Source organism: Bradyrhizobium quebecense (genome assembly GCF_013373795.3).
GTDB lineage: Bacteria > Pseudomonadota > Alphaproteobacteria > Rhizobiales > Xanthobacteraceae > Bradyrhizobium > Bradyrhizobium quebecense.
The window spans coordinates 4,148,539-4,165,762 of sequence record NZ_CP088022.1 but is presented as its reverse complement, the minus strand read 5'-3'; the positions used below and the strand labels follow the sequence as shown (position 1 = coordinate 4,165,762).

At 65.0% G+C, this 17,224-nt stretch carries 13 protein-coding genes and 1 pseudogene; 8 read left to right on the top strand and 6 right to left on the bottom strand.

Annotated elements, in window-relative coordinates:
* Positions 1–10: 10 nt before the first annotated feature.
* The gene (locus HU230_RS20260) at positions 11–1,225 is read left to right on the top strand and encodes a glycosyltransferase family 4 protein (RefSeq protein WP_176530167.1); all 1,215 of its coding nucleotides are present in this window, start codon (positions 11–13) and stop codon (positions 1,223–1,225) included.
* Positions 1,222–2,163 carry an NAD-dependent epimerase/dehydratase family protein gene (locus tag HU230_RS20255; RefSeq protein WP_176530168.1) on the top strand — a complete coding sequence of 314 codons (942 nt, stop codon included), beginning with the start codon at positions 1,222–1,224 and terminating at the stop codon, positions 2,161–2,163. The genes HU230_RS20260 and HU230_RS20255 overlap by 4 nt, the downstream gene beginning before the upstream one ends.
* Before the next feature lie 12 nt (positions 2,164–2,175).
* Here the strand turns inward: HU230_RS20255 and HU230_RS20250 are convergent.
* From HU230_RS20250 to HU230_RS20230, 5 genes and pseudogenes are all read right to left on the bottom strand, one after another.
* A protein-coding gene (locus HU230_RS20250; RefSeq protein ID WP_176530169.1) for an IS630 family transposase occupies positions 2,176–3,119 on the bottom strand; the annotation gives its coding sequence in 2 pieces (ribosomal slippage) (positions 2,176–2,781 and positions 2,784–3,119; 942 coding nt in all).
* A gap of 417 nt (positions 3,120–3,536) precedes the next feature.
* Complete coding sequence (locus tag HU230_RS20245; RefSeq protein ID WP_176528572.1) at positions 3,537–4,763, bottom strand: IS91 family transposase; 1,227 nt, start codon at positions 4,761–4,763, stop codon at positions 3,537–3,539.
* 20 nt (positions 4,764–4,783) lie between these two features.
* Positions 4,784–5,645: pseudogene (locus HU230_RS20240) on the bottom strand (tyrosine-type recombinase/integrase).
* A 209-nt stretch (positions 5,646–5,854) separates the two neighbouring features.
* Positions 5,855–6,865, bottom strand: coding sequence for an MraY family glycosyltransferase (locus HU230_RS20235; protein WP_176530170.1), 1,011 nt, complete (start codon positions 6,863–6,865; stop codon positions 5,855–5,857).
* Positions 6,866–6,875: 10 nt separating this feature from the next.
* Positions 6,876–7,841 (bottom strand): lysylphosphatidylglycerol synthase transmembrane domain-containing protein, encoded by a 966-nt coding sequence (locus HU230_RS20230; RefSeq protein WP_176530171.1) that lies wholly within the window; start codon positions 7,839–7,841, stop codon positions 6,876–6,878.
* 352 nt (positions 7,842–8,193) lie between these two features.
* Here HU230_RS20230 and HU230_RS20225 point away from each other — a divergent pair, with 352 nt between their 5' ends.
* The 6 genes from HU230_RS20225 to HU230_RS20200 all read left to right on the top strand — a co-directional run bounded on the left by HU230_RS20225 (position 8,194) and on the right by HU230_RS20200 (position 16,678).
* The gene (locus HU230_RS20225) at positions 8,194–9,606 is read left to right on the top strand and encodes a mannose-1-phosphate guanylyltransferase/mannose-6-phosphate isomerase (protein WP_176530172.1); all 1,413 of its coding nucleotides are present in this window, start codon (positions 8,194–8,196) and stop codon (positions 9,604–9,606) included.
* 249 nt (positions 9,607–9,855) lie between these two features.
* Positions 9,856–10,872 carry a Gfo/Idh/MocA family protein gene (locus HU230_RS20220; protein WP_176530173.1) on the top strand — a complete coding sequence of 339 codons (1,017 nt, stop codon included), beginning with the start codon at positions 9,856–9,858 and terminating at the stop codon, positions 10,870–10,872.
* A gap of 33 nt (positions 10,873–10,905) precedes the next feature.
* Positions 10,906–12,057, top strand: coding sequence for a DegT/DnrJ/EryC1/StrS family aminotransferase (locus HU230_RS20215; protein WP_176530174.1), 1,152 nt, complete (start codon positions 10,906–10,908; stop codon positions 12,055–12,057).
* 103 nt (positions 12,058–12,160) lie between these two features.
* Positions 12,161–13,690 (top strand): murein biosynthesis integral membrane protein MurJ, encoded by a 1,530-nt coding sequence (murJ, locus tag HU230_RS20210; RefSeq protein WP_176530175.1) that lies wholly within the window; start codon positions 12,161–12,163, stop codon positions 13,688–13,690.
* Between the two features lie 128 nt (positions 13,691–13,818).
* Positions 13,819–16,128 carry a xanthine dehydrogenase family protein molybdopterin-binding subunit gene (locus HU230_RS20205; RefSeq protein WP_176530176.1) on the top strand — a complete coding sequence of 770 codons (2,310 nt, stop codon included), beginning with the start codon at positions 13,819–13,821 and terminating at the stop codon, positions 16,126–16,128.
* 103 nt (positions 16,129–16,231) lie between these two features.
* Positions 16,232–16,678 (top strand): c-type cytochrome, encoded by a 447-nt coding sequence (locus HU230_RS20200; protein WP_176530177.1) that lies wholly within the window; start codon positions 16,232–16,234, stop codon positions 16,676–16,678.
* 105 nt (positions 16,679–16,783) lie between these two features.
* Here HU230_RS20200 and HU230_RS20195 read toward each other — a convergent pair whose 3' ends face one another.
* Entirely contained in the window at positions 16,784–17,206 is a 423-nt protein-coding gene (locus HU230_RS20195) for a CHRD domain-containing protein (protein WP_176530178.1), read from the bottom strand.
* Positions 17,207–17,224 lie beyond the last annotated feature (18 nt).

Genomic DNA, 17,224 nt, shown 5'->3' with positions numbered 1-17,224 from the left:
AAAGCCATTGATGCCCAGTTCTCGAAAAGTCGTGGTCGCCAGCCAGCATTATCCGCCGGACCACAGCACGACCGCCGCGATCATGTCCGCGATCGCCGAACGGATCGCGCAGGAGGCGGACGTGGTGGTGGTCTCCGGGATGCCGGGCTCGGCGAGGGCGCCGGCGCCGGGGCGGCCCGTCGTCGTCGAGATCAGGAACCGGTTGCCGGGCAAGGCGGCGCTGATCAAGCGCGCGCTGGCCGAAGCGCTGTTCACCGGACGGATGTTCTTTGCGTTGTTGTCGCGGCTGCAGCGGGGCGACGTGGCGCTGACGGTGACGGCTCCCTTCGCGCTGCCTTATGCGGTTGCCGCCGCGGCGCGGCTGAAGGGGGCGAAGTCGGCGTTGATCCTGCACGATTTGTTTCCGGATGTTCTCGTGATGGCCGGGCTGCTGCGGCCGTCCTCGCTGGTCGCGCGGGCGATGCGCGCGATCAACGCGCTGATGTTCCGTGCCTTGAACGCTGTCATCGTGATCGGCCGCGATGCCGAGAAGCTGCTGCTGCGCTATCGTGGCATGACACCGGACAAGATCAGGTTCATCCCGAACTGGGCCACGCTCGACCCCGGCAATCGTCCCGTCAGCCCCGATAATCCGTTTCGCAAGGCGATCGCCGCCCGCTTCGTCGTCGGCCTGTCCGGCAATCTCGGCTTCACCCACGATCCGGACATCGTCTTCGAGGCCGCGCGGCTGTTGCGTGACGAGCGCGATATCCATTTCCTGCTCTCGGGATGGGGCATGGGCTTTGCGCGGCTGAAGGAGATGCAGGCCGAAGCGCAGCTCGCCAACGTCACGCTGGTCGAGCGCGTCGCGGACGGCGAGCTCGATGCGCTGCTGTCCAGCGCGGACGTCTGGCTCATTCCCTATCGCAAGAACGTTGCCGGTGTATCGGTCCCGAGCCGGTTCTATAATCTGCTCGCAGCCGGCCGGCCCGTCATCCTGGTCTCCGAACCCGAAGCCGAGGCCGCGCTGACCGTCAGCGAAAACCGGCTGGGCTGGGTCGTCACGCCGGGACGGCCCGACCGACTCGCCGATGCGATCAGGATGGCGTCGCAATCGCAGGATGCTGCGATGGCCGAGCGCGCCGTCGCGACCGCGCGGACCTTCAGTCCCGAGCGGGCCCTGTCGAGCTACGCCGCGCTGGTTGCGGAGCTGTTATCCAATCACGATGTGGAGCGGACAGCATGAATGATCGCCGCCCGACGGTTCTGGTGACGGGTGCGAGCGGCTTTGTCGGTCGCCACGTGGTGCCGGAGCTGGAGCAGAATGGCTGGTTGGTGCGACGCGCGGTGCGCACCCCGCCGCAGGATGCAAACGACGTGGCGATCGGCTCGCTCAGTCCCGCCACCGATTGGCGCGCCGCGCTCGATGGCGTGGACGCCGTTGTTCATCTTGCGGCTCGCGTTCACCAGCAGTCCGATGAACAGGCGATCGAGCTCTACCGTAACGTCAATATCGAAGGCACGCTGCACCTGGCGCGTTCGGCGGTTGCGGCGGGCGTTAGGGATTTCATTTTTGTCAGCACGATCCTGGTGCATGGGCGCAGCAACTACGGACGCCCGCCGTTTCGCGAGGACGATGTCCTGACACCTCGCGGTCTCTACGGAAACTCGAAGGCGGCCGCCGAGGTTGGTCTGAAGGGGATTGTGCCGGGCAGCGGCATGAGGGTGACCGTGATCAGGCCGCCGCTGATCTACGGCGCCGGTGCGAAAGGAAATTTCGCCCTGCTCAAGCGTGCGGTGATCAATCGCATGCCGCTCCCGCTCGCCTTTGTGAAGAATCGCCGCGCGTTCCTGTCGGCGGAAAACCTGGCGTCGTTCATTCTGTATCGGTTGTCGCGACCGGGAAATGATTTCGACGTCTTTCTGGTGGCCGACCGCGAGCAGGTCTCGACGCGGGAGTTCGTCGAGCGCCTTGCCCGCGCGGCGGAAACCTCGCCGCGTCTGTTCTGGCTGCCGTCGCCGCTCCTGAAAGTGTCGCTCACGGTGGGCGGCCGCAAGGAAGCCTATGACAGCCTGTTCGCCTCGCTTGAACTCGACCTGTCCAAGGTCGCGAGCACCGGATGGCAGCAGCCGATCAGCCTCGATGAGGGGCTGAGACGCGCGCTGAGTCGAACGGATATCTAGAGCGGGATGGGTTTAGGTTTGGTCGTACCCTGCGTTGGCGAAGTAATTTGCGCATTCGGCCGGTAAGACTGTCTGCAGGATCGGGCCGATCGCATCGTAGACAGCCTCGGTGGTTCGCTGTGCGGCTTTGCGCAGCCAGTGTTTGAACTTGGCGAAGAACTGCTCGATCGGGTTCAGATCGGGAGAGTATTTCGGCAGGTAGAAGAGCCGGGCGCCGGCGGCACGGATGGCGCGACGCACAGCGTTGGCCTTGTGCGAGCCGAGATTGTCCATGATGACGATGTCGCCGTGCCGCAGGGTCGGGACTAGAACCTTCTCGATGTAGAGAAGGAAGGTTTCGCCGTTGATCGGCCCCTCGATGAACCACGGAGCGGTGATGCGATCGTGGCGCAAGGCGGCCATGAAGGTCATGGTCTGCCAGCGGCCGTGCGGCACCTTGGCTTTGATGCGTTGACCGCGCGGCGCCCAGCCCCGCAGCGGCGCCATATTGGTTTTGGTCCAGGTCTCATCGATGAACACCAGGCGGGAGGGATCGATCCGATCCTGATACTTGGCCCACTGCGCCCGCCGACGGGCTACATCGGGACGATCCTGCTCGGCGGCAATCAGCGTCTTTTTTTGTAACTGAGCTTCTCAGCGTGGACGAACTCCCACATCGTGCGGTAATCGACCTTGAGGCCACGCTCAGTGAGTTCGGCCACCAGACCGCGCACGGTAAAATCCTTCTGACACCGCTGGATCAGCCATTCGCGGTGCGGCCCGGCAATCTTTTTTGGCCTGTAGCCGCCGATCTGGTCCGGCTTGACGCTGCCAGTCTCGAGGAAGCGCTGCACCCAGTTGATCGCCGTGCTGACGCCGACCCCAAATCGGGCCGCCGCCTGATGCCGCGACAGCCCGCCTTTGACGACAGCCCTCACCACCCGCTCACGAAGGTCGTCCGAATAGGGTCGTCCCATCCATGCTGGCCTCCTTCCCAGCCAGCATGTTGAATCAGAAGCCTCCTGATTTGGGAATCTGGAGGGTTCTGTGAGGTCGCGCTCACGCGAGGGCGCGGCAGGCGCTTATGACGCGACCTCATTGAAGCCGGATTGAACGAAGGCGCGGGAGGCTATTCGCGGTTTTGCAGCTATGGGGATTGTTCGAGATCGCCATGCCCGATCTGCTGGCTCGGCGCGTGAGGCAGAGACACAGGAGTGCGCATCCTGGAAGAGTTGAGATCAGACGCGCTTCGCCTGAGATCGCGATAGGCCTTTTGCTGCATCGGACGGTTGTTGTCGCGCAGTGTGACAGCACGGATTCGACATCGTCCGCGATGATCGAGACGCTGGGAGCGAAATGACGAATGATGATCGTCGTGCACGACATGACTTGGCTCACGATGTGTCGCATCGGAACGGTGATGTTCGAGGGCTGGGGCGTCTGAAGCTATGTCGAAAGCGCTCAATGATGCGCATGACGCCACCACAATCGGGACAGGCAGGAACCTCGGCCCGGGTTTGAGCCTCCGAATCCACAGGCGACGGCTGGCCATCGTTTGGGGCTGTTCGCTCATGATCGAGAAGTTCGCGGCAAAGGGCGAGCTTGGCAGCGCGATGGCGGTTGGCCATGAAGCCGAAGTGGCGGATGCGGTGGAAGCCGTCAGGCAGCGTATGAAGCAGGAAACGGCGAATGAACTCATCGGGCTTGAGATTCATGATCTTTGTCGCGCTGTTTTGGCGATAGTCCTTCCATGAGAAGGCGACATGATCGTCGTCGAGTGCGACGAGCCGGCTGTTGGCGATCGCGACGCGATGGGTGTAGCGGCCGAGATAGGCCAGGACCTGTGCGGGTCCGCCGAAGGGCCGCTTGGCGTAAACAACCCAGTTGATGCGTCGCATGGCGTCGAGGTGGGCCGCAAAGGCAGCCGGCTCGGCCAGAGCTCCGAGATCGCCGAAGAAACGCAAGGCACCGGAGTTGAAGGCTGCCGACAGACGTTTGAGAAAAAGTGTGCGAAATAGTCTGGACAACGGTTTGACGGCCAGGAAGAAGTTCGGTCGGCAAGCGGTCCAGCGCGCGCCATCGGGCGAGAGGCCGCCACCCGGAACGACGCAATGGACGTGGGGATGATGCATCAGCGTCTGTCCCCAGGTGTGGAGGACGGCGACGCCGCCGATCGCACCGCCGAGCCGGCGTGGATTGGCGGCGAGCGTCGTCATCGCCTCGGCGGCAGCCTTGAACAGGATGGCATAGACGACGGCCTTGTTCTGGAAAGCGATCGCGGCGATCGGTGCGGGAAGTGTAAAGACGACGTGGAAATAGGGAACCGGAAGCAGGTCGGCTTGACGCGCGGCGAGCCACGCGGCTCGGGCTCTCCCCTGACACTTCGGACAGTGCCGATTGCGGCAGGAATTATAGGCAACGCGTGTCGTGCCGCAGTCGTCGCAAGCCTGCATGTGGCCGCCGAGCGCCTCGGTCCGGCACGCAACGATCGCGCTCATCACGCGCCGCTCGACCCGCCCCAGATGACCGGCATGTACACGGCGATAGGCGTCGCCATGCCGGCACAGAATATCGGCAATCTCGATGGCGGGCCTGTTGGAGCGGATGTCGGAGCGGGTCATGACCCGCATCCCGCTGCGGGTCATCCAGGTGGCGTCACCTCCAGCGACAGGCGATCGAGCGGGCTCTGCGTCGCTCGGATCGTATCGGTGGCGACCTGCGTGTAGCGCGCTGTCGACGACAAATTATTGTGCCCGAGCAAGACCTGGATGATCCGGATATCGGTTCCGTTCTCGAGAAGATGTGTCGCGAAGCTGTGGCGCAGCGTGTGCAGCGTGACGCTGCTTGGTCAGGCCCGCAGCCTTCACCGCCGACCGGCAGGCGGCATGCAGCACGGTCTGATCGATCGGATGATCTTCGTCACGACCAGGGAACAGATAAAGCCGCGGCCGGGCGAGCCGCCAGTAGGTGCGCAGGATGCCCAGCAGCTGGGGCGACAGCATCACGTTGCGATCCTTCGCGCCCTTGCCGTGGCGCACCTGGATGACGCCGCGGGCGCTGTCGATGTCTTCGATCCGCAGTCCCGCAACCTCCGAGGCCCTGAGCCCGGCCGCATAGGCGGTGGTGAGCGCGGCGCGGCTCTTCAGGCTCGATACCGCTTCAAGAAACTGAACCACTTCGTCGGCGCTGAGAACGACCGGCAGCTTGCGCGGTTCTCGCGCATAGGGAATGCGCTCTGGGATGAGCGCCTCGCCGAGCGTGACGCCGTAGAAAAACCGTAGCGCACAGACGATCTGGTTCAGCGCCGGCCATGAGATGCCGGTCGAGACCAAATGCACCTGGAAGGCGCGGACGTCTTCCAGCTCTAACCGGTCAGGCGATCGGCCAAAATAGCGGCTGAACTTCGAAACCGCGCTGATGTAGGATCTTTGCGTCGCCGGCGACAGATTGCGGACGGTCATGTCTTCGATCATGCGGCGGCGAAGAGGGCTCAAATCGGCCATCTCGATACTCCTGTCTGAGGGGGGGGCTCCAACACCCACATCCTCTCAGCCAGGAGGCGATCTATGCCACCTTGCCCCCTACGCCGCGGCAGCGGCTTAGTTCAATCCTCAATCGATTCAAACTAGACCCATCCCGCTCTAGATTTTATTTTGACGCGTTTTCTTCACGCGAACCGGTAGCCACTTCGCTGGAAAACGCTCCGGCCCGATCAGAACGGTCGCGAGAACCGGCGCAGTTGCCAGGCGACGGCGAGCGCGCCGGCCAGCAGCAGGACGATGTCTGCGGCGAGGGAATTGAGGGCGACCGAGGCGAATGCGAGCAGCGCCAACGCCACGTTGAGTGCAAAGACCTCGCCGACGACGCGCCACACCACAAATCCGTTGTCGGTCGCGCGCTGATAGAAGTGCGAGCGGTGCGCGGACCAGAACGGCTCGCGCCGCGCGATGCGGCGAAACAGCGTGACCGTCGCATCGGTCAAATAATATAGCGGCAGCAGCAGCGCGGCGGCGAATTGCTGATGCAGGGCAAGCTCGAGCAGGCACCAGCCCAGCAGCAAGCCGATCGGCAGGCTGCCGACATCGCCGAGGAATATCTTTGCCACCGGCCGGTTGAACGGCGCGAAGCCGAGCAGCGCGCCGCACAGCGCTGCCGCGACCAGCGCGCAAGCCGCGGGCACATGGCCGAAGCTGCCGAGCAGGGCGACGGCCACCGTGATCGGCACGGCCTCGGCCGCCGTCATCAGGTCGAGCCCGTCCATGAAGTTGACGAGGTTCACGAACCAGAGGCCGGCGATCAGCAGCAGGCCGCGTTCGAGCCAGACCGGGCAGGCCGGAACGAGCCTGAGATCGGCCGGCGCCGAAAACACCACGGCTGCAACCGCGGCCGCCTGCAGCAACAGGCGCGGGACGACAGGTAGCGACCGGATGTCGTCGGCAAAGCCCACCACCGCGATGAACAGGCAGGCCGCGAACACCGTGAATGGTATCGTGAGGTCCGGCGATCCGGCCAGCACGATGACGATCCCGCCCGCCAGCAGCGTGGCTGCGATGACCGCGATGCCGGCGCCCTGTGGCGTTGGAATGCGGTGCGACGAGCGCGCATTCGGCTTCGCCAGTGCCACGCGCAGCAGCAGAGGCCGCGTCGCGCGGATCAGGACGGCCGAGATCGATGCGGCCAGCAACGCTGCGATCAATGACAGGAGGGTCTCGAAACTGCTCATTCTGGTCCGGTCACTGCGATCCCGGGACTTCGATCGGCTCGGCGCCCTTGGCGGCCTTTTCCGGGCTCAGGATCCACACCAGGCCGCCGAACACACCGACCGCGAACGACACCGCGCCGAACAGCAGCGAGATGTTGACGCCTTCATTCGCGATCAGGCCGGCATAGCCGAAGGCCAGCGCCATCGTGGCCTCGCGCACCCCCCAGCCCGCGATCGAGATCGGCATCATCGTGATCAGCATGACCGGGGGCAACAATTGGAAGATCTGGCCGAAGGTGACGGGGGCCGTGATCGATTTCACCACGCACCAGCCGATCACGACGGTCACCACGTGAATGGCGATCGAAAGGGTCGCGACGCGCAATCCGTGCTTGCGGCTGAACAACACCCGGTTCGCGATGACCGCGCAGGCGTGGATGTGGTGCGTTGCCCACCACTGCTTCAGCCAGGGCCACGGCAACAGGCCGATCACGAGGAAACCAAAGCCGGCCGCAAGCGCGGCGATGTCGAGCAGCAGCAACGCCATCCAGCCGTGGGTATCGGAGATCAGCCGATAGCTCCAGGGCAGGGTGGCTGCGATGACGACGGCCAGCGCGATCAGTCCGACCGCGCGATCGACGAAGATCGAATAGGTGGCTGCGCGCCAACCCGCACCGGCGCGCGCGACGAGCCAAAGCCGCACGGCGTCGCCGCCGATCGAGGACGGCAGGGTCTGGTTGAAGAAGGTGCCGATCACGTTGAAGCGCATCGCCTGCGCGGTTTCCAGCGGCGCGCCGCACTCCACGCTGATCTCGCGCCAGCGCAGCACCCCGAGAAAGATCTGCAGGAAGGTGACCGCGATAGCGAGGCCGAGCCAGCCTAGGCTCTCGACCTGGATGCGGGAGGCCAGATCATACAGGTTGACCTTGCGCAGCGAGAAATAGAGCAGCGCAGCCGAGATCAGGATCTTGACGGTCGAAAGCAGGATTCGGCGCATTTCCGTTCGCGCTGCCAGGTTTTCAGGATGTGTCAAAAACAGCGCAAAACGCTTTCGCGCGCCCAAATTCGCCGCCTTGGTATGGTTTCCGCACCGATCTGGCAATACCCGTACTGGTCCCTATTGCGGCAGGCGCGAAGGGGCGGCTAAAGATGCCGGGACGGGGAACGGCCAGCCGTTCACCAGGAGTTTACAAGACCGGTAAGATCCGACCAGACGTGTGCGGGGCGCGTGACTGCCCGGATCGTGCTTCCCAGGTAACAGGGCTGCCGGCCACGACGGCCCGGGCCAATTTGGTGTGCCGTCCGCGAATGGACACGCCAGGACTGGCACGACAGGACTTGAGGCATCGATGGATCGACGAATTATTCCCCTGATCATGTGCGGCGGCGCAGGGACGCGGCTCTGGCCGGCGTCACGCGAGGTGCATCCGAAGCAGTTCCTGTCGCTGTTCGGGGCGCGCTCGACCTTCCAGGAGACGCTGCTGCGGGTCTCCGACGCCGGTCTGTTCGAGCGGCCGATCGTGATCACCAACGAGGCCTATCGCTTCATGGTGCTGGAGCAGCTGGCCGAGATCGGCCGCGAGGCCGACGTGCTGCTGGAGCCGATGCGCCGCGACTCCGGGCCCGCGATCGCGGCCGGTGCGACATTTGCGCAGAGCCGTGACAGCGAAGCGATCGTGCTGGCGCTCGCCGCCGACCATCTGGTGCGGGATACGCCGGCCTTCGTCGCCGCATGCCGCGGCGGATTGGTGGCTGCCGAAGCCGGCCGCATCGTGACCTTCGGCGTCAAGCCGGAACGGCCCGCGACCGAATACGGCTACATCAGCCCGGGTGAGGTGGTCGCCGGCGAGGTGCGCGCGGTGGCAAAATTCGTCGAGAAGCCGGATGCCGCAACGGCGGCAGACTATATCGATGCGGGCTATCTCTGGAACAGCGGCAACTTCATGTTCCGCGCCGGCGTGCTGCTCGACGAGTATCGCAACGTCGATGCCGACAGCATTGCCGCGGTGGAGCAGGCGGTCACCACGGCGACGCGCGATCTCGGCTTCGTCAAGCTCGATGCAGCGGCGTTCGGCGCCGCAAAGGCGATCTCGATCGATTACGCCGTGATGGAGAAGACCGCTCTTGCCGCGGTGGTGCCGGTGGCGTGCGGCTGGTCCGACATCGGCTCGTGGCGCCAGGTCTGGGAGCTCTCCGACAAGGACAGCCTCGGCAACGCGGCGCGCGGCGCGGCGGTGTTCGAGGACTCCCGCAATTGCAACGTCTCGACCGACCGGGCGCTGGTCGCGCTCGAAGGCGTCGACGACCTCGTCGTGGTCGCGACCCAGGACGCCGTGCTGGTGTCACGCCAGAAGGACGCCAACGGGCTGAAGCGGCTTGTCGCGAAATTGAAAGTGACGGCGCCCGGGGTGACTGAGAACCACATCAAGGTGCATCGCCCCTGGGGCTCCTATCAGTCGGTCGACAATGGCGACCGCCACCAGGTCAAGCGCATCATCGTCAAGCCGGGCGGGCGGCTGTCGTTGCAGAAGCACCATCACCGCTCCGAGCACTGGATCGTGGTGCGCGGCACCGCCCAGGTCACCGTCAACGAGCTGATCAAGACGGTGCACGAGAACGAGTCGATCTACATCCCGATCGGCGCGGTGCACCGGCTGGAGAATCCCGGCAAGATCCAGCTCGAGCTGATCGAGGTGCAGACCGGCAGCTATTTCGGCGAGGACGACATCATCCGCATCGAGGACGACTACCGGCGCAGCTGAGGCGAGCCGGTTCCCGCACTAATCGCCGGGCGCGGGACGATGTAACTCTTTGAATCAAAACGTGTCCGGATTTCGCCGTTGGCATTCGCCACATTTGTGACGCCGTGCTATAGCGGCTGCCAACGAAGCGGGGTGATTTGCGCCGGAGGCGCAGATCGGGACGAGGGGCCTTGGTCTGATTCTCCCGGAGCCGGGATGGCTCCTTGAGGAGCCGGGACAACCGCCAGAACGCTACTTGGGGTCTACGATATGAATGCAAAAGTGTCCGCAGCCGGCGCGAGGGCCGATATCGGCCGCGCATTGCGCGTCGGCGTGATCGGCGCCGGCGTGATGGGCAGCAACCATGCCCGCGTGCTGGCCGGACTGCCCGGCGTCGTGCTGATCGGCATCGTCGATCCGCTGCCGGAGCACCGCACACGCGCCATCGACCTGGTCGGTTGCCGCGCCTTCGAAAGCCTCGATCAGCTGCTTGCCGAGGGCATCGATGCGGTGACGATCGCAGCACCCACCCACCTTCATCACGAGATCGCGCTCGCCTGCATCGCGCGCAACATCCACATCCTGGTCGAAAAGCCGGTCGCCTCCACGGTCGAAGAGGGCCGCGAGATCGTCGCAGCCGCCGAGCGGGCCGGCGTCACGCTAATGGTCGGCCATGTCGAGCGCTTCAATCCGGCGGTCGCCGCGATCAAGCAGGCGATCTCGGGCGAGGATATCCTGTCGATCGGCATCACCCGGGTCGGCCCGTTCCCGCCGCGGATGTCCAATGTCGGCGTCGTGATCGACCTCGCCGTGCACGACATCGACCTGATCCGCTGGTTCACCGAGTCCGACATCGTCGAGGTGCAGCCGCAGCTTTCGAGCGCGGTCGCCGAGCGCGAGGACATCGCGCTGCTGCAATTCCGCACGGCGTCCGGTGTGCTCGCCCACATCAACACCAACTGGCTGACGCCGTTCAAGGCGCGCAACGTGACGGTCGCGACCCGCGGCAAATACGTGATGGGCGACCTGCTCACGCGCCAGGTCACCGAATGCTTCGGCTTCAAGCCGGACGGCAGCTATTCGATGCGTCATCTGCCGGTCGGGCACGACGAGCCGTTGCGCGCCGAGCTGATCGCCTTCCTCGATGCCGTGCGCACCGGCAAGCTGCCGGCGGTGTCCGGCGACGAAGGCGTGGCGAGCCTCGAGATCGCGATCCGCTGCCTGGAATCGCCGGCCCGGCCCGCCGCATCGACGATGCGCAAGGGACCGCGCCGCATCGCCGGCTGATTGTCATTCATTCAACACGTGCAAAGAGCTTCCATGAACCAGCATATGCAGCTTGAGCCCATTCCCTTCATCGATATCGCCGCGCAGCGCCGGCGGCTCGGCAAGTCGATCGATGACGCGGTCGCGCGCGTGCTCGACCATTGCCAGTTCATCAACGGTCCGGAAGTCACTGCGCTGGAGAAGGCGCTGGCGGACTATAGCGGCGCCAAGCACGTGGTGAGCTGCGCCAGCGGCACCGACGCGCTGCTGATGGTCCTGATGGCGAAGAATGTCGGGCCGGGCGATGCGGTGCTCTGCCCGACCTTCACCTTCTGCGCGACCGGCGAAGTCGTGACGCTGACCGGCGCGACGCCGGTTTTCGTCGATGTCGATGAGGAGACCTTCAACATCGACGTCAATTCGTTGAAGCGCGGCATTGCGACGGCGCGCGCACGCGGGCTGAAGCCGGTTGCCGTGATCCCGGTCGACCTGTTCGGCCAGAGCGCCGATCACGATGCGATCGGCGCGGTCGCCGAGGCCGAGGGCCTGTTCGTGCTCGACGATGCCGCGCAGGGCTTTGGCGCAACCTACAAGAACCGCAGGCTCGGCACTTTCGGCCTCGCGACCGGCACCAGCTTCTTCCCGGCCAAGCCGCTCGGCTGTTTCGGCGACGGCGGCGCGATCTTCACCGACGACGAGGAGCTCGCGCGCACGCTGCGCAGCATCCGCGTCCACGGCCAGGGCTCGGACAAGTACGACAACGTGCGGCTCGGCCTCACGGCGCGGCTCGACACCATGCAGGCGGCTATCCTGCTCGAGAAGCTGAAGATCTTCGACGATGAGATCGCCGCGCGCAACAAGGTGGCGGAACGCTATTCGCGGGCGCTCGGCAACCTCGTCGCGGTGCCGCGCGTGGCTCCCGGCTGCACCTCGGTCTGGGCGCAATACACCATCCGTCTGACCAACGGCATCGATCGTGACGCCTTCGCGGCCGCCTTGAAGGCGCAGGGCGTGCCGACCATGATCTACTATCCGAAGTCGGTCCACCAGCAGACGGCCTACAGCCACTATCCGGTTGCCGACGGTGGCCTGCCGGTCAGCGAGCGCCTGTCGAAGGACGTCATCGCCCTGCCGATGCACCCCTATCTCGACGAGGCGGCGCAGGACCGCGTCATCGCGGCTGTGCGCAGCGCGCTACAGGCATGATCCCGAAAAGTGGCTTCCGGTTTTCGGGCTGGATCATGCCTGGATCGTTAGCGTCCTGAATACGTCATTTTGACGTAAGGTGATGATGCGCTAGAAGCAGCGCATGCTTGGGCGCATCTTCACCGTCGGCGGCTATACCCTGCTATCGCGGGTCACCGGGTTCGCGCGCGACATCATGCTCGCGGCGATCCTCGGTGCAGGGCCGGTGGCCGACGCCTTCTTCGTGGCGCTGCGGCTGCCCAATCATTTCCGCGCGATCTTTGCCGAAGGCGCCTTCAACGCCGCCTTCGTGCCGGCCTATGCCCATGTTCATGGCGAGCGCGGCGAGGCGTCGGCGCGGCTGTTCGCCGACCGCATCTTCACGCTGCTGTTCGCCTCGCAGGTGGTCCTGCTGGTGGTGGCGATGGCGTTCATGCCGCAGGCGATGAGCATTCTCGCACCAGGCTTCACCGAGGACGCATCCCAGCGTCAGCTCGCGATCGAGCTGACGCGCATCACCTTTCCCTATCTGCTGCTGATCACGCTGGTGACGCTCTATGGCGGCATGCTCAACGTGATGCATCGCTTCGCCAGCGCCGCCGCGGCACCGATCTTCCTCAATCTCGCCATGATGATGACGCTGGCGCTCGCGGCGTTCTTCCCGAGTGCCGGCCACGCGGCGGCCTGGGGCGTCCTGATCTCGGGCTTCCTGCAATTCTTCCTGCTCGCCGGCGACCTCGGGCGCCACGGCGGCCTGCCGCGATTCGCGGCCCTCAGGCTCGACGAGGACGTCCGCGCCTTCTTCCGGGCACTGGGGCCGGCGACGCTGGGCTCGATGGGAACGCAGGTGGCGCTGTTCGCCGATACCATCATCGCGACCTTCCTCCCCGCCGGCGCGCTGTCGGCGCTGTACTATGCCGACCGACTCAATCAATTGCCGATCGGGGTGATCGGGATCGCGATCGGCACCGTGCTGCTGCCGGAGATGTCGCGGCGCCTGACCGCCGACGATCACGCCGGCGCCTTGGCCGCGCAGCGCCGCGCCTTCGATTTCACGCTGCTGTTCTCGGTGCCGTTCGTGGCGGCGTTCCTGACGGTCGCCGATCCGATCATGCGCGCGATGTTTGCCCGCGGCGCCTTCTCGAAGGCCGACGCCGCAAGCGCGGGCGCCACGCTCGCGGCCTATGCGGTCGGCCTGATTCCATTCGTGATGATTCGCAGCGCGGTCGCGACCTTCTATGCGCGCAAGGACACCGCAACCCCGGTCAAGGCGGCGCTGACCGGGGTCGCGGTCAACGTCGCGCTGAAGATCGCGCTGGTCGGCTCACTGGCGCAGGTCGGGCTCGCGCTCGCGACCGCGGTCGGCGCCTGGGTCAATCTCCTGCTGGTGCTGCTGTTCGCGGTGCGCCGCGGCTATCTCGCGTTCGATCGCGCGCTGATCCGCTCGTTCGGCACGTTCGCGATTTGCGGGCTGCTCCTTGCGCTCGCGCTGTGGCTGACCTCGCATTTCGCCTATGTGTGGTTCGCGCCGATGCAGATCTTTCGCGATGAGATGATCCTGCTGCTGCTGATCACGGTCGGCGCCTTCGTCTACGCCTTGCTGATCCTCACACTGTTCGGCCGCGGCTGGCTGTTCGCGCTGCGGCGCGTATAGTTTTACCTGTCAAATCAAACGCATAGGAGCCGACCTTGGGATAGCGCCGCGTGCGGCGGAAAGCGGTTTGCGCTTCGCTGACAACCACGCCAATATGCATACAAACAACCAAGGCAATTGGAGAGACGATGGCAGCTCCCATCAAGTTCGGCGTCGGACAAAGTGTGCGACGCAAGGAGGATGACGCTCTGATTCGCGGCAAGGGCCGCTATACTGACGACGTTGCACCGTCTCCCGCATTGCACGCGTTGATGCTGCGCTCGCCGCATGCGCACGCGACCTATACGATCGATGCCGGCAAGGCCCGCGGCATGCCCGGCGTGGCGCTGATCCTGACCGCGGCCGATGTCGCCGAACTCGGCGGCCTGCCGTGCCTGTTCAATCTCGAAACCGATCCGTTCACCGCACCGCCTTATCCGATCCTCGCCAAGGATGAGGTGCGCCATGTCGGCGACGCCATCGCCTTTGTGGTCGCCGATACCGTCGATCATGCCCGCGACGCGATCGAGGCCATCGACGTCAAGTGGACGCCGTTGCCGGCGGTGGCCGGCCTGATCAATGCGGTGAAGAAGGGCGCGCCGCAGGTGTGGCCGGACAAGCCCGGCAATCTGCTGTTCGACGTATCGATCGGCGACAAGGGCGCGGCCGAGGCCGCCTTTGCCAAGGCCCATGCGGTGGCCGAGATCACCATCGTCAATCCGCGCGTCATTACCAATTTCATGGAGACGCGCGCCGCGGTCGCGGAATACGACGCCAGGAAGGATCATCTGACGCTGACGATCGGCAGCCAGGGCAGCCATCGCCTGCGCGAGATCCTCTGCGACATGATCCTGAAGATGCCGAAGGAGAACATGCGGGTGATCTGCCCGGATGTCGGCGGCGGCTTCGGCACCAAGCTGTTTCCATATCGCGAGTATGCGCTGATCTCGGTCGCGGCGCGCAAGCTCAAGAAGTCCGTCAAATGGACCGCCGAGCGTTCCGACCATTTCATGGGCGACGCGCAGGGCCGCGACAATCTCACCACCGCGAAGATGGCGCTCGCCGAGGACGGCAAATTCCTCGGCATGGATGTCGACCTGATGGGCGACATGGGTGCCTATCTCTCGACGTTTGCGCCCTATATCCCGCATGGCGGCGCCGGCATGCTGCCGGGCCTCTATGACATCCAGGCCTTCCACTGCCGCGTCCGCACGGTGTTCACCAACACGGTGCCGGTCGACGCCTATCGCGGCGCCGGCCGCCCGGAGGCCGCCTATGTGATCGAGCGGCTGGTCGATGCCGCCGCGCGAAAGCTCGGCATGACGCCGGACGCCATCCGGCGGAAGAATTTCATCCCGCCGAAGTCGCTGCCCTACACGACCGCGACCGGCAAGGTCTACGACTCCGGCGACTTCGCCGCGCATATGAAGCGCGCGATGGAGATCGCCAACTGGAAGGAGTTTCCGAAGCGCGCCAAGGCTGCCAAGAAGGACGGGCTGGTGCGGGGCATCGGCATGGCGAGCTATGTCGAGGTCTGCGGCACCATGGGCGAGGAGACCGCCAATGTGGCGCTCGATCCCAACGGCGACATCTCGATCCTGATCGGCACGCAGTCGAGCGGGCAGGGCCACCAGACCGCTTATGCGCAGATCGTCGCCGAGCAGTTCGGCGTGCCGCCGGAGCGCGTCCATGTGCTGCAGGGCGACACCGACAAGATCGCGACCGGCCTCGGCACCGGCGGTTCGGCATCGATCCCGTCCGGCGGCGTCAGCGTGCAGCGGGCGACGCACGAGCTCGGCAACAAGCTGAAGGAGCTTGCGGCGCAGGCGCTGGAAGCCGGCGCCGGCGACCTTGAAATCGCCGACGGCCGCATCCGCATCGCCGGCACCGACCGTTCGGTCAGCTTTGCCGATCTCGCCAAGCGTCCCGGCGGCGATACCACGAAGATGAACTCGAGCGCGACCTTCGCCAGCGCCGACGGCACCTATCCGAACGGCACGCATCTCGCCGAGGTCGAGATCGATCCCGCCACCGGTATCATCAAGATCGTCAGCTACGTCATCGTCGATGATTTCGGCGTCACGCTCAATCCGCTGATGCTCGCGGGCCAGGTGCATGGCGGCGCGATGCAGGGCATCGGACAGGCGCTGATGGAGCAGGCGGTCTATAGCCCGACCGACGGTCAACTCGTCACCGGCACCTTCATGGACTATGCGATGCCGCGCGCCGCCGACGGACCGTCCTTCGTGTTCGAGACCCACAACGTGCCGTGCACGACCAACCCGCTCGGCGTGAAGGGCGCGGGCGAGGCCGGCGCGATCGGCTCGTGTCCGGCGGTCGTCAACGCGATCGTCGAGGGACTGCATCGCGAGTTCGGGATCGACCACATCGACATGCCGGCCACGCCGGAGCGGGTCTGGATCGCGATCCGTGAGGCGCAGCGCCACCATAATCTCTGATAAATTGTCGCAGGCGGAATGAAGACTCCGCCGGCGGTGTTTGCAAACCAGGCCGGCCGCGTACCTGCGGACCGGGACAGAGCAGGATTGAGGGGTTTTGCCGATGAAGCGGATTGTCGTCGTTGCAGCGATGCTTGCGTTGAGTGCGGGGGCGGTGGTGGCCGACCAGAATCAGGTCAAGCAGACCCAGGCCCAGATGAAGGAAACCGGCAAGAACGCCGGTGCACTCGGCGCCATCATCAAGGGCGAGAAGCCCTACGACCAGGCAACGGTCGACGCCGCGCTGACGAAGTTCGAGGACACCGCCAAGAAGCTGCCGACGCTGTTCCCTGAAAGCAGCAAGGGCCTCAAGACGGAAGGCGATTACTCCGCTGGGCCGAAGATCTGGGAAGACAAGGCCGGCTTCGAGCAGCACATCGCGAGCTTTGCCAAGTCCGTCGCTGACGCCAAGGGCAAGATCAAGGATGTCGACACGCTGAAGGCCGAGCTGACGGTGATCGGCAAGCAGTGCGGCGGCTGCCACGAGACCTATCGCCTCAAGAAGGGCTGATCGCCATTCGGTCGATCAAAGGGCGGATGCCGTGAAGCATCCGCCCTTTTTTGTGCCGGCCGTTTCTTGTTGACGTGACTTTGCGCGATCTACTTGGTGAACTGATTACTTCGTGACCTGGCCGCGAATCTCGCCGCCCGGGTTGGCCGCGGTGTGGACGTTGACATAGTACTTGCCGGCGAGGAGGTCGGCGGCCTGCGCGTCGGTCAACGTTGCGCTGCCCTCGACCGGGCTCGACGTCGCGTTCGGGATGGCAACAGCGACACCGGAATTCTTGCCGGCTTCGGCGGGGCCGTGGAAATGCGCGGCGGTGGCCGGACCCGACAGGCCGGAATAGGTCAGCTTCCAGCTGAGCTTCTTGGTGGCTGCGTCGTAGTCGATGTCGGCAGTGCCGGAGCCGGCGCTGGTGGTCGCAGGCACTTCGGACTTGCCGTCCAATTTGGCCTGCAGCTTCTCGGCAAAGGCCGGACCGGCGAGCGCGATTGCGGCGCCCAATGTCAGTGTGGCAAGCAAGGTCTTGTTTGGCATGGTTCTCTCCCCTTTGAC